We start from the raw sequence: 14,061 nt of genomic DNA, 5'->3' as shown, positions 1-14,061 counted from the left end.
CCTCCTAAATGTTATATGAACAACTTGTACATTAATTTAATGTAAGAACGCTGCCGTCAATAAGTGTAACCTTCCAGACTGGAAGTAGTTGCAGCTTTTCTTCTTTCACTACAGGTACATACGCAGGCGTTAAATCCTTCACTGCCGAAGTTTTACTAACCGCAGACAATTGATTCTCTAGCTCCACGCCTCCAGACAGCTCTACGATTTTCTTCACTGCTTTACTCTCATCAATATAGATTAACGAGCGTTCGTAAGAGGATACGGTGCCTTGCTGCAATTCCAGATTAATTACACCATACTGCAGCTGCGAATTACTCATGATCGGATAGGAACCATATGGATAGGAGCCATAATATTGTTGAAAAGAGACCTTTCTCTCCTGTCTCCCCTCCTCTGTGGCTTCAAGACGATAGGTTCCATTCCATCCACCATGTTGGTTCACAAATTCCACAGCTTCAAGCGCATCCTTGGCAGGTGTACTGTCTCCGGCTGGAAGCGCGGCAGGATCGCTATAGCTCATCCAATTCCGTTCCTTATCGACCTGAAGACTCCGTTTGCTATCCGTATAAATCTCCGAGCCATTTTTCTCGCGAATATATCTAGTGCTTCCAACATCGAAGAAAAGATTGTTCTGCATCTGTTCTATGGTATACATGCCTGAAGGCATCTCAACCTGAACCAGAGAAATCTTGCTGTCTGGCACATAATAATCACCATCTACGGACTTGTAAGGCGTCCAATTCTTGCCGAAATCCACATGCTGCTGCACGTCTTGCACAGTTAAATCCGCTTTTGCTGCTTCATATATAATGTCGCCTCTCGTGCTAAAGAAAATGGCATGCGCTTTGGAGTCATTCTTAATGTTATAGATCCAAATGCGATCGATGCTTTCTCCTTCAAATAGGGAATCAGGTGACAGCTGCATAACCCGCTGAAGTAACGTTACCGGAATGCCGGATCCGAACGAAAGCTCAATCCCCGGATTCTCATTGCGAATCTTATCCCAGTCATAATCCTGTACCGAGTGCCGCTGGAAGCTTTCAAATCCACGCCCTTTTAGCCGATTCATAATCAAGCTATAGAACGTTGAGTCTGGATAAAAAAGCGTATGCTTGTTTTCGCCCATATGGATGATCATTTTATCAGGGTACAGCAGGTTCTCGACCTTTTCCTCCGGTCCCATATTGTCTGTCTTCACATATAGATTCTCGGAGAGTACCGCAGAGTCTGCACCAGGCAAGCGGTAAATCAAATAGTAACTCTCAACAAGGCTTCCCAGCACGAGCAAGGCTAGAATCCATGACTTCAATCTCTCCTTCATGTCTCACTCCCCCTTTGCGCATTCAGAGGTAGCGTAAAGGTTACCTTAGAGCCTTCATTAAGCTCGGATTGCAGGGAAATAGAGCCTCCATGGGCTTTCACAATTTCCCGGGCAATGGAAAGGCCAAGTCCGGTGCCTCCCATATTCCGTGAGCGCGCCTTATCCACCCGATAAAACCGTTCAAAGATCCGCTCGATGTCTTTTTTCGGAATACCAATCCCGGAATCACGTACAGAAATGGAGAGCATTCCATCCTCACTTTTCATGGCTTCCAATTCAATCGTACCGCCTTCTGGCGTATATTTTAATGCATTGGAGACCAAATTCCCCAAGACCTGATCAATTTGATCACGATCGAGCCATGCTGTGCTGACATCCCTACGGACCCTTGTACTAATGTCGATCCGCTTCTGCCGAATCTGAAAAGAAAAGCGGTCTGCTACATCCTCCAGCATCTCTGTAATATCCGTCTGCTGAATTCTGAGAAGTGCCTCCTTGGAATCCAGACGCGAAAGATGCAGTAGATCTGTAACCAGACGAATCATACGCTCGGTTTCGTTACGAATAACCCCAACAAAACGAACCGCTAACTGCGGATCCTCAAGCGCTCCATCATCAAGTGCCTCCACATAGCTCTTAATCGTTGTAAGTGGTGTTCTTAGCTCATGCGAAACGTTCGCGACGAACTCTCGGCGTGATTCCTCCAGGTTCTCTTGCTCAGTTACATCCTGCAGTACAGCAATCGTACCGGCAATGCCGCCTTCACGGCGATGAATCGGAGTAAACGTAACTCTCACGATATTAGAATCTTCTCCACCCATATGTGTCAGATGAAGCATTGCAGACTGGGCATTGCCTTTAGCCAAGGAACCGCTCTGCTCATAATCAAGACCTAACAATTTATCCAGGGGGGCACCTTCCGGCAACGGACCTTCTGTTCCCAGCATAAGTGCTGCTCGAAGGTTCATAAGAATGACTACACCATTCTCATCCGTGGCTACAACACCGTCGCTCATATTCGTCAGAATAGAGGTGAGCTTCTCTTTCTCTTCCTCATTCTGAGAGAGCGCCTCGCGCAATCTGCCGGTCATATAATTGAATGCCTGACTGAGTTGTCCAATTTCATCGTTGCCGAGTACAGGCATTTTTCGATTGAACCGACCCTCAGCAACAGCTGTTGCATGCCTAGTCATTTCTTTAATCGGCTGCGTAATGGTGTGTGCAAGAATAACACATAGGACAACCGTCAGTCCCAAGGCTAACAGCAAACCAGAGATGAATACACTGTTGATCCTGCCCATAGTCGCATATAAATCCTTCATGTCAGCAGCAATATAGATTGCACCTACTACCTTGTCACCGGAAAGTACCGGCTTGGCCACAACCTTTTTTCGAACATTATCATCGGCAATAATATATTCTTCATTATCGCTGATCCCCTGCAAGGCGCGATTGACTACGGTCTGAGTATTGCGCTGTCCGACATAGTCATTTTGCGAGGGCACGGAGGTGGTAATGATTTTGCCGCTGGCATCAAGCACTTGAATTTCAGCCCCGTTAATGTACAGATTATTAACCATACCGCGCAGACTTTCTACTGCCGTTTCCTCGTCCGCGGTGCCAGCTTCACTGCCAAATTTATCAGCAGTCAGGATGGACAGCATCTCCGCACGTGCTTTAAGATCCTTCGTGAAGTTATCCGTTAACGAGTTCTTCATCGAACTGACAAAATAGACTCCAATTAACTGCATAGCTATCAGAATCAGCAGCACATAAATAATAATAAGCTTGGCCTGAATTGTCCGGAAAAAGGACCACCATTTCATCACAATCCTCCGCTTTTAGGGCTATGCATCAAATAGCCAAGTCCGCGCCGAGTATAAATATATTCCGGCTTGCTGGGATTCTCCTCAATTTTCTCTCTTAAACGACGGATCGTCACGTCTACGGTCCGCACATCGCCGAAATACTCGAATCCCCACACGGCCTGCAGTAAATGCTCCCGGGTCATTACCTTACCCGCATGTTTAATCATATAGTAGAGCAACTCATATTCACGATGGGTCAAATCAAGCGGCTCCCCACCCTTATATACCAGATACATATCTGTATCAATAAATAGATCAAAATGGTAAATACCCTGTCTAGTCTCTGCAGGTTCATTCGCCGTTCCCGGCGGTGACGGTTTGTGCTGTCTCCGCATTTGGGCTTTCACTCTGGCGAGTAGCTCACGTGTACTAAAAGGTTTGGTCACATAGTCATCCGCACCAAGCTCTAGACCAAGCACCTTATCAATCTCTCCGTCTTTGGCAGTAAGCATAATGATAGGAATATCCAAATGTGCAGAACGAACCTCACGACAAACATCCATCCCGTCCTTACCAGGCAGCATAAGATCAAGCAGCATTAGATCAGGCTTTTTGGACAATGCCAATTCTACTGCACTGTTACCATCAAAAGCACAAATAACCTCGTAGCCTTCTTTTTCTAGATTAAACTTCAATATATCAGCAATAGGCTGTTCATCGTCTACTACCAGAATCGTTCCCATCTGCATGTCTCAGCTTCACCTTCCTATCCCTACTTAAAGATCATTCCTTTATTTTAACATACCTGTCTTAACGTCACATCCTACGAAATAAGGAATCGGCTTCCCCAGCAAAATGAAACAGCTATATCGTCATTCCTATATTTTAAAAAAATAAAACCGCTCGAGTTTAATCGAGCAGTTGAGGTTAATGTATGAATTATCGCAAATACTTCATTGGATTTACTGCAGTGCCATTCTTCCGAATCTCAAAATGCAGATGTGTTCCTGTCGAGCGTCCAGTATTGCCCATTACACCAATTTTGGCGCCTTGCTCCAAACGCTGTCCAGTAGAAACGGAGATGCTGTTTAAGTGGCCATAATAGGTTTCGTATCCGTTACGGTGATCCACAATAACCACATTTCCATATCCACTCTTCACACCAGCAAAGATTACAGTTCCGGCATCAGAGGCTTTAATGTTCCGGTTGCCAGATACCATATCTAGACCCTTATGAGCACGGCTCCAGCGCTCACCGAAACTACTAGTAAGGGTTGCTCCGCTTACTGGCCAACTGAACATGCCTGTTCCTTCACCAACTACCTTTGTACCCCGATAAACCACTTCAGGAAGAGAAGATTTAATAACGGTCTGACCCAACCACTCTTCTTGTACGACCATTCCGTTTTTCTTTGTTAACCGGTACTGCATTTCTTTAAGGCCCGTTTGTCCTGGACGAACGACCTTACTTTTGCCTGCTGGTAACTGGTCGCTCTTCCGTACGATCACTTCAGGCTCAGTAACCACCTGCTCTGACACTTGCTCTACAGTAACAACTGTAACATCTGGCTGTGGTACCTTCAGCTTCAGTGTATCTCCAATCTTCAACGTTAGCTCTTTCACATCCGGGTTGTTACTGTAGACCTCTTTTTGTGTAATTTCAAACCGTTTAGCAATCCCCGAAATCGTATCGCCCTCTTGGACGGTATAAAGAAGTGGCGCTTCTTTACCCTCGGTAAGTGTCTTGACTGCTTCCTCCACATCCAACACTTTGTTAGGATCTGTCTTCACAGGAACAATAGAGACCTCTTCACTAATCTTAACGGACTCCACTTGTTTGGCAGCTTTCGCTTTCGCAGCGCTTGAGCTTGAGGCAGCCGTTCTTGTGAGCTTACTCGCTGTTGCTACTTCAGTTTGTGGAACATAATGATTCTTGACCCCTTCGAGTACCGCATTTGCGGTCTCTTGATCCTTAACAATGCCAACGGCTTTGCCATCTACCATTAATTCCACACCTACAGCATAGGCCTTCAGCATACCATCTAATTTATTAAGCGTTGCTTCACTATCAACTTCCGGCTTGTACGCTTTCTCCTGTTTAATTGTAATGCCTTCTGTCTGAAGCACCATCGTAGAAGCCGGATACTTATCCTGATATTCCTGTTGCTTCTTATCATACAGCTGGTTAAGCTGTGCCTGATCGTTAAGCTTCCCGATCTCCTTCCCCTTCACCAATACTTGGTAGTAGGTTTCGGTATTGGCTGCTACATACTTTTTCTCTGCACCGATTAACACAGTGGTTAGAAGTACCATGCCAACAGCTCCCAAGATCCAAGAGCGCCGGAATCTACGAGTCCCTTTTTCTTGATGAAAGTGTGTGGAGTCGTGATCGAAATTGTGGCTCTGCTGAACATCTGCTCCGGATTCTGCTGTGTCTATATCCCGCAGTTTCCCCATCCGGCGCATGAACTTAAATCCCTTCATGAAACTCTCCCTTTCAGTCCGCTCTGTCATCTGATATGAACGGCCAAGCTAGTTGTACGATCTCGATTATATAGATTACGACCATGAATGTTTCTGCTTATCCTAGTTCTAAATTCCTGCTTCTAATGGACCCTCAAAAAGGTTACAAAAAATTAACCCTTTGACATCCTTGTCTAATGTACCATAGCTGAGCAAAAAATTTCAACTTTGTACACATAAAAAAACCCACGAAATACGCGGGTTTTTTGCGCAAATATGAAAATTTAGCCTTTTTCTTGTGTCTATAAATTGACAATTACTATGGTTGCTGTAGAGTTCCTGTAGTTGGTGTAAGCATTTTCATTATACTCTCGTATTCATCAGGATCAACATATTTGGCAATGACTTGTTGCAGCTCCTTAACCTCATCCTCTGTTAATCCATCCTCCATAGCTGTGGATATTTTCTGCATCTCATCCTGCGGTAGCTTGGACATCAAGATATTGAATATATTTACCTTCTCCGCCGAAGGAAGATTATCTTTTAAGTCACCTATTGCCTCAGGTGTCATTACCAATTTTTGGTCCTCGGAACTCCCGCTCTGGCTTTCGTTAGTAGAAGACTCATTTGAGGCTTGGCCCATAACCGGTAAAGCATCCTCGGGTGCTTTTTCCTCCACCGGCTCCCCTTTTTCAGGTGTATCCTTACTGTTATCTTTATCCTTGTTTACCGTGCTGCCTGTTGTCGTCGCTTCTTTATTTACTTTATTGGTATCCGATTGGCTATCCATGCCAATCATACTCTTGACCATCCCGCCTAAACCAGGGCTTGGACTATCCACTTTAATATCGAAGCTTGCCAGCACCGACTGAATATAAGCATTTACAACCACGCCTGTAGTTAGAATTGAAAGTGTACTTGCAAGTACTACAATTAGACATACTCCCAGTGCACGCTTCACGATCTTCATTTCTTCTCTCCTCTCACCTATGTCCAAGTCTATCTGGTATATTTTTTCCATGTTTTTCTATAGTTCCAGTATTGACTAGAACCGGCTTCGGGAAACATACGCATAAAAGTAAACATAAAAAAGAGACCTCTCGCGAGGTCCCTTATAAATAACTAAATTTATTTAAATATAAATTGGCGTTACTTGATTCGTCTGCTCACGGTTACGGCCTACTGAGAAGATGGCGATCGGAATCCCTGTAAGCTCAGACACACGTTCAACATATCTGCGTGTATTTGCTGGCAGATCGTCCAATGTTTTTGCGGAAGTAATATCTTCGCTCCAACCTGGAAGCTCCTCATATACCGCTTCACACTCTGCCAGCATCTTAAGGCTAGCTGGGTAATGCGTGATTACTTCACCACGGTATTTATAGCCTGTGCAGATCTTCACAGTCTCAAGTCCGCTCAGCACATCCAGCGAGTTAAGAGACAAGCCTGTGATTCCACTTACACGACGAGCGTGACTTACAACAACACTGTCGAACCAACCTACACGACGAGCACGTCCTGTAACTGTGCCATATTCATGACCTGTTTCACGGATATAATCACCCGTTGCATCATTCAGTTCTGTAGGGAACGGGCCATCTCCAACACGAGTAGTGTAGGCTTTAGCAACCCCGATAACCTGTTTAATCTTAGAAGGTCCAACACCAGAACCTATGCATACGCCACCTGCAGAAGGGTTAGAAGAAGTAACAAACGGATACGTACCTTGATCGATATCAAGCATTACCCCTTGTGCACCTTCAAACAATACTTTGCGGTCTGCATCAATAGCTTCATTAAGAATGACCGACGTATCAGTCACATAATTACGAAGCACTTCCGCATATTCCAGGTACTGAGTCAGAATCTCTTCAACGTCAAGAGCTTCCGCGCCATATACTTGAGTAATCACTTGGTTCTTCTCTTCCATCAAGTGACGAAGTCTCAATTCGAATTCCTCAGCGTCCATCAGGTCAGCAATACGGATACCGTTACGTGCAGCCTTATCCATGTAACATGGACCGATACCTTTACGTGTTGTACCAATCTTGTTCGGACCCTTGCGGTCTTCTTCCAGTGCATCCAGTACCATGTGATAAGGCATAATAACATGAGCACGATCGCTGATCACTAAGTTCTTAGTGTCAAAACCGTTCTCGTGAATATAATTAATTTCTTGGATCAAGGCAGCTGGATTAATAACCATCCCGTTACCAATCACACAAGTCTTTTCTTTATAAAATACACCAGAAGGGATTAAGCTGAGCTTAAACTTCTCACCGTCAATCAGAATCGTGTGACCGGCATTATTGCCCCCTTGATAACGGGCAACCACATCTGCACTTTCCGCTAGAAAGTCAGTGATTTTCCCTTTACCTTCGTCTCCCCATTGTGTTCCCACGACGACTACCGTTGACATGTTCATTCCTCCGTAGGTGCTAGCCAGCACCATTATTTTTCATAATATGGGCCCTGTACGTCATTCTTATGTACGTAGCCCTCCGGACTCCAAGCGGATTTACCCACTAAAGGACAATACTCAGTGTAACAGCCGTTTTTTTCAAAGTCAAATAAAACGAACGATTACACAAAGAAATGTGCAATCGTTCGGATATCATACATGACAGGTTACCCAGCAAATGGTTCTGCATGTGCTCGCTCGTAGTTAACGAACTTGTTGAAATTTTTGAGGAAGACAAGCTCTACTGTCCCAACGGGACCATTACGCTGTTTAGCTATAATAATTTCAATAATATTTTTCTTCTCAGTGTCCTGATTGTAATAGTCGTCACGATACAGGAACGCAACAATGTCAGCATCCTGCTCGATAGAACCGGATTCACGCAAGTCACTCATCATCGGTCGTTTATCCTGACGCTGTTCCACACCCCGGCTAAGCTGGGACAGGGCGATAACCGGCACGTCCAATTCACGGGCGATCTGCTTCAGTGTACGGGATATATCCGATACTTCCTGCTGACGGTTTTCCCCGCCTTTACCGCGGCCCTGAATGAGCTGCAAGTAGTCAATGACAATCATCCCCAGGCCCTTTTCCTTCTTGAGCCTCCGACATTTTGCACGAATATCCGTTACAGTAATCCCTGCTGTATCATCGATATAAATCTCCGCCTCCGATAGGGACTGAATGCCCATAGTCAGCTTCGACCAATCATCATCACTCTTGAAGTCACCGGTACGCATAGTATTCGCATCGAGATTAGCTTCCGCACAAATCATACGTTGAACTAGCTGCGGCGCAGACATTTCCAGACTAAATATGGCAACCGTCTCTTTGGCACGTACGGCCACATTCTGAGCAATATTTAGCGCGAATGCTGTCTTACCTACAGAAGGACGGGCTGCAACAATGATCAAATCATTGCGCTGAAATCCATTAGTCATATGGTCTAAATCCACAAATCCTGTTGGTATACCTGACATGCCGCCCTTATCTTTATTCTGATGAAGGAGTTCAACCTTATCAAATACTTCCATCAATACATCGCGGATTGCGATAAATCCACTGCCGCTGCGCCGGTTAGAGATTTCAAGAATTCGCCGTTCTGCATCACTCAGCATATCGGCTACATCTTCGCCACCGGTGTAACCCTCGCTTACGATCTGCGTCGCTGTACGAATCAAACGCCGTAGCATAGCCTTTTCTTCAATAATCTGCGCGTAGTATTCTACGTTAGCCGCAGTAGGCACAGCATGCGCCAGCTTAGCTAGGTAGCTAACACCACCAATATCTTCGAGTTCTCCCTTGTCCTGCAGTCTAGAAGTAAGCGTAACAAGATCAATCGGCTGGCTCTCTTCTCCGAGCTGCACCATCGCCTCAAAAATCATTTGATGCGCTTTATCGTAGAAGTCTTCGGTATTCACCCGTTCCATTGCAGTAATGAGCGCTTCATCCTGCAACAGAACAGCACCAATTACCGCTTGCTCCGCCTCAAGATTCTGCGGGGGAACCCGATCGAAAAAGAGATCTCCACCCATGTTACTCCTCCGTTACCTGAACCTTAAGGGTAGCCTTTACTTCAGTGTGTAGTTTTATACTTACTTGAAATACTCCCAAATGACGAATCGGCTCTCCTAGCTCAATCTTGCGCTTATCAATGGAAATGCTTTGCGTGGAAGCTAGCGTTTCAGCAATTTGTTTGCTCGTGATTGCGCCGAATAGACGGCCGCCTTCACCTGCTTTTGCTTTCATAGTCAAGGTAAGCTCATCTATCTTCTTGCCCAGTTGCTGAGCTTCTTCTTTTTCGTTATCTTTACGGCGTTGTTCAGCAGCTGCTTGATTCTCAAGCGTCTTCACATTACCTTCCGTTGCCGGACGAACTAATCCACGTGGTAATAGGAAGTTCGAAGCATAACCTTCGGATACCTCTTTAACCTGACCTTTTTTACCTTGACCCTTAACATCTTTTATGAAAATGACCTTCATTCGAATAAACCCTCTTTCGATTCGATTTCAGCCAGCACCTGCAGCAGTCTGGCTTCTGCTTCTTTACATGTTCCTTCTAGCTGTACGGCGGCGTTCGATAGATGCCCACCGCCACCCATTTTTTCCATCACGACCTGTACGTTCATACGCCCAAGTGATCGAGCACTAATGCTTATCAGGCCGTCTGGTCGCTCGCTAATGACAAATGAAGCAACTACGTTTGTCATCCCAAGTAATGTATCCGCAGTCTGAGCGATAAGTAGCTGTGGAATCTTCATACCTGGTGCCGTAACGACTAATGCGATTTGATCATAAATCATACGCGCATGTTTGATAATCTCGGCTTTTGAAATATACTCCTGTAAATCCTCCTTCAGCATACGCTGAATAAGAATGGTATCCGCACCATTTCGGCGCAGAAACCCTGCAGCTTCAAATGTACGTGAGCCTGTATGCAGTGCAAAGTGCTTCGTATCTACAGTAATTCCCGCTAAAAGCATTGTAGCATCCAATGGACTAATCTTTACCTTCTCATGGATATATTGAAGCAACTCTGTCACCAGCTCACAGGTTGATGAAGCATAAGGCTCTAAATAGACAAGTACAGCATCGTTGATGAACTCTTCACCTCTACGGTGATGATCCACCACCACGATTCTACTCGCATATTGCACAAGCCGCGGTTCCATTGTCATAGACGCCTTATGGGTGTCCACAACAATAAGCAGTGTATGCTCCGTCATCACTTGTAAAGACTGCTCCGTTGTGATGAATGACTTATACAATTCATCATCTTTCCGAATCTGCTCCATCATGTTCGTTATGGAAGGATTAGGCGTCTCCATCACAATGCTAGCCTCTACATTATACATCTGTGCGGCTCTCAGAAGGCCTATCGCAGCACCAACAGCATCGATATCTGGTGTCCGGTGACCGAGGATCAGCACACGGTCGCTCTCCTGCATTAAATCACGCAGCGCATGCGCAATGACTCGTGCCCGCACTCGTGTACGCTTCTCCGCTGCATTACTCTTTCCACCGTAAAAAGACAACCTCTGACCTGCTTTTACCGCAGCCTGATCTCCACCTCGGCCGAGTGCCATGTCCAAACTGGATTGTGCTAAGGCACCTAGCTCGCTTGCAGAGTCCGCTCCAAAAGCCATACCAATACTCAGTGTCATTGGCACTTTAAGGTCGGCCGTCATTTCCCTAATCTCATCAAGAATAACGAAACGACTTTCTTCCAGAGCTTGCAGACTGCGATGATTAAGTAGCATTAGATACCGCTCAGACGACAGACGCCGCAGGTAAACTTCAAACTGTTTACTCCATTCGGTGATCTCACTTGCTACCTTAGCGATCAGAGAAGTGCGCTGTTGATCATCCATTCCTTGAGCAGATTCATCTAGATTATCCATCATCACTATGCCAATCGCCAGCTTCTCATCCTCATAACGTTCCCGTAGCACCACAAGCTCAGTGATGTCATACATGTAAAGAATACGTTCACTTGGAATAATGACGGCTTGATAAAATCGTTCATCCACAGTGAGCTCAAGGCGAGTGTCATGCAGTACGCCTTCTTTGTGGACATCCCGTTTTCCCGAGACATTTGTCGTAAAAAAAGACTGCATATCCGGCAGCAATTCCAGTAGCGGTTCTCCCACTAAAGACTTGCGCGCAAAAATATCACCCGCGTAGCGGTTATTCCATTCTACCGTTCGATCTTCGCTAAACAGAATGATACCGAGGGGCAGCATACTCACTGCTTCTCCCTCCACTCGCTTAATACGAAAAGTTAATCCATTAATATATTCCACCAGATTGCGGCGGAACGAAATCTCCGTCTTTAGCATATAGAAGCATAATGTACCTGCCAGAAACAGGCTGACGACCCCAAGAGCCCAGTTATAAATACTAACAATTATAATAAGGGCCAACAGCAGCATGAACGCCCATACGGTATGGTAGCCGTGCCAGCGTCTTTGCAGAAATTTAGGCATGAACTCTCACCCTATCGTTTCGATTTCGTCACATACTCCCGCAGCGGGAAAGCAAGATCAATAATACCGATAATGCGTAGCGGCGGCAGCAAAATGACCGGTATTGCTAGCAAAATGGCAACCATCTTGTTCCATTTGCGTTCATGCGCCAGGAAGAAGAAAAATCCAATCGCCTGAATCATAAAGCCAATTCGCAGCAACGGCAGTAGATTGGCAGAAATCATGAGGATGTAATTATTCTCTGATCCTGAGAAGAAGAGCTGAAGAACCACACCAATCAAATAATACCAAATAAACGATCTCGAAAGTCTCCATTCACGAGCAGGCTTCATCTTAGGCACTGCATAATTCATGCTGTTCAGAATCGGACGAACAATAGAATGCGTAATGACAGCTATCATGAAAGAGCTTACGATTAGAGTCATTGGGATCATTTGAACCGTCATATGACTTAGCTTGTTTACATCCTCAGTCGTAAAACCAAGGTCCGTAAACAGTGGATTAGCGGTACCCAGATCAGACAGAGGCGAGTTAACCATCTGCAGCACATCGTTCACATAGGTAGACAAATCAAAATTAAATAACGCCGTACCGAGTAATAAGAGTACCAGGAATTCTCCAAGAATCGTAACTGTACCTGCAATCACGGTAGATACTGCTGAAGCATGTCTTTTATACCAATGTCCCATAACCAGAGCAGGTATTAAGAAATACGCCGCGATCAGCACATAAATAGGTGTAATCAGACCAACAATCAGCAACACCGGTAATACATGTAGAACAAATTGTTTGGTGTTCAGCGTAGTGAATAACACTACTGCCGGAACAATCATAAATAGGGTAGTGATGATGAGCAATGGAGTCGTTAAACTTAGCAGCAAAAGTAAGTACGCTACGCTCCAAGCCACAGATGACCAGCGAAATTTCAACAGTATTCACCTCTTACGCATATGTTCTTCTAAAGCAGATATATCTTGATACCATTCTTCCAGTTGATGCCCTTCCTGCTTATGCTTTCTGAGCTTCTCGAGTAGCAAGTCATCTAATTGCCGATAAGGAATCCCTAGTCTGCGGCCCAAAATATAAGAGCTCATAATCAAACTAGCCAGGCTGTCCCCCACACGGGTAGTACTGCCTTCCCATAACGCTTTAAATAACCGAGAAACTTGGTCAATCACTTCTGTTTTTAACCATTCAATCACCTTGGCGCGTTTAGCTACATCCAGATCCTTCGGCACATTGGACACGTCTCTCTACCTCCGGCAAAAAGCTTTATTCTCAATTATAGCATAAAAAATTCCGTGTCACACAAGGGCGCCCCGCGCACCTTAAGTATGCTTCAACAAGGGATGAACTAGTACTTCTTACATTTTTAAAAAAGACCTGCTTTCCGTTATCGCCGGAAATACAGGCCTTGTTCCGATTGCTTCTATTACCGCGAATAAATTGGGCTATAATGACTCTTGTGATTGTTTTGATACAAATTTCTCACAATATTCTATGACTTGACTCCGGCGAACGATGCCAATAAACCGGTTCATATCATCGACTACAGGAACAAAGTTCTGTACCTTAGCCAAATTAATCAGATCTTCCATATCCGCATCAATCGAGACAGGTCTGTTATTCATTCTTAACGGCAAATCTTTAAGCAAGAATTTTGAAGCGTTCTCGAAAGTAACCTTGCCCTCGGATTCCTTCATATACCAGAGCAGATCACCCTCTGTAACCGTACCAGCATATTCTCCATTTCGGTTAAGAATAGGGACAGCAGTATAACGGTGATACTCCATCCTCTCCAACGTTTGGCGTAGCGTTGAATCGATCGTTACGCAAGCGACTTCCTGTTTCGGAAGTAAAAAAAATGCAATATTCATCTCTTGATCCTCCTCAAAGAGTTCCGAAGGAATTACGGTTCTTTAACTTCCTTTTACTGCCATGCAAAATTATTAATACGTGGCAGCTTAATAATAGTTCCAATACATTATAGCATGAAGACAGTAAGCAGCAGCCATAAGA

At 45.0% G+C, this 14,061-nt stretch carries 12 protein-coding genes; all 12 read right to left on the bottom strand.

Annotated elements, in window-relative coordinates:
• Nucleotides 1–31: 31 nt before the first annotated feature.
• On the bottom strand, nt 32–1,324 hold the full coding sequence (locus M2444_RS21850) for a YycH family regulatory protein (protein ID WP_094876557.1): 1,293 nt from the start codon (nt 1,322–1,324) through the stop codon (nt 32–34).
• Entirely contained in the window at nt 1,321–3,150 is a 1,830-nt protein-coding gene (gene walK, locus M2444_RS21845) for a cell wall metabolism sensor histidine kinase WalK (protein ID WP_094869742.1), read from the bottom strand. The genes M2444_RS21850 and walK overlap by 4 nt, the downstream gene beginning before the upstream one ends.
• On the bottom strand, nt 3,150–3,881 hold the full coding sequence (gene yycF, locus M2444_RS21840) for a response regulator YycF (RefSeq protein WP_094869741.1): 732 nt from the start codon (nt 3,879–3,881) through the stop codon (nt 3,150–3,152). The genes walK and yycF overlap by 1 nt, the downstream gene beginning before the upstream one ends.
• A 190-nt stretch (nt 3,882–4,071) precedes the next feature.
• Nucleotides 4,072–5,616 (bottom strand): M23 family metallopeptidase, encoded by a 1,545-nt coding sequence (locus M2444_RS21835; protein ID WP_094876556.1) that lies wholly within the window; start codon nt 5,614–5,616, stop codon nt 4,072–4,074.
• A 298-nt stretch (nt 5,617–5,914) separates the two neighbouring features.
• On the bottom strand, nt 5,915–6,565 hold the full coding sequence (locus tag M2444_RS21830) for a hypothetical protein (RefSeq protein ID WP_280788014.1): 651 nt from the start codon (nt 6,563–6,565) through the stop codon (nt 5,915–5,917).
• 162 nt (nt 6,566–6,727) lie between these two features.
• A complete protein-coding gene (locus M2444_RS21825; RefSeq protein WP_060626292.1) occupies nt 6,728–8,014 on the bottom strand; it encodes an adenylosuccinate synthase in 1,287 nt (428 codons plus the stop codon).
• Between the two features lie 209 nt (nt 8,015–8,223).
• Nucleotides 8,224–9,591: a replicative DNA helicase gene (gene dnaB, locus M2444_RS21820; protein ID WP_042131710.1), complete on the bottom strand. Its 1,368-nt coding sequence runs from the start codon at nt 9,589–9,591 to the stop codon at nt 8,224–8,226.
• A 1-nt stretch (nt 9,592) separates the two neighbouring features.
• Nucleotides 9,593–10,039 carry a 50S ribosomal protein L9 gene (gene rplI, locus M2444_RS21815; RefSeq protein ID WP_042193036.1) on the bottom strand — a complete coding sequence of 149 codons (447 nt, stop codon included), beginning with the start codon at nt 10,037–10,039 and terminating at the stop codon, nt 9,593–9,595.
• On the bottom strand, nt 10,036–12,042 hold the full coding sequence (locus M2444_RS21810; RefSeq protein WP_280788013.1) for a DHH family phosphoesterase: 2,007 nt from the start codon (nt 12,040–12,042) through the stop codon (nt 10,036–10,038). The genes rplI and M2444_RS21810 overlap by 4 nt, the downstream gene beginning before the upstream one ends.
• An 11-nt stretch (nt 12,043–12,053) precedes the next feature.
• The gene (locus tag M2444_RS21805) at nt 12,054–12,971 is read right to left on the bottom strand and encodes a DUF2232 domain-containing protein (RefSeq protein WP_280788012.1); all 918 of its coding nucleotides are present in this window, start codon (nt 12,969–12,971) and stop codon (nt 12,054–12,056) included.
• A 6-nt stretch (nt 12,972–12,977) separates the two neighbouring features.
• On the bottom strand, nt 12,978–13,280 hold the full coding sequence (locus tag M2444_RS21800) for a MazG-like family protein (protein WP_170880353.1): 303 nt from the start codon (nt 13,278–13,280) through the stop codon (nt 12,978–12,980).
• 213 nt (nt 13,281–13,493) lie between these two features.
• Entirely contained in the window at nt 13,494–13,919 is a 426-nt protein-coding gene (locus tag M2444_RS21795; protein ID WP_042193039.1) for a CBS domain-containing protein, read from the bottom strand.
• Between the last annotated feature and the right edge of the window lie 142 nt (nt 13,920–14,061).

The sequence above is a fragment of the Paenibacillus sp. PastF-3 genome (assembly GCF_029893135.1).
Classification (GTDB): Bacteria; Bacillota; Bacilli; order Paenibacillales; family Paenibacillaceae; genus Paenibacillus_AQ; species Paenibacillus_AQ nitricinens.
The sequence above is the reverse complement of the archived record's forward strand: the minus strand, read 5'-3'. Positions and strand labels throughout refer to the sequence as shown.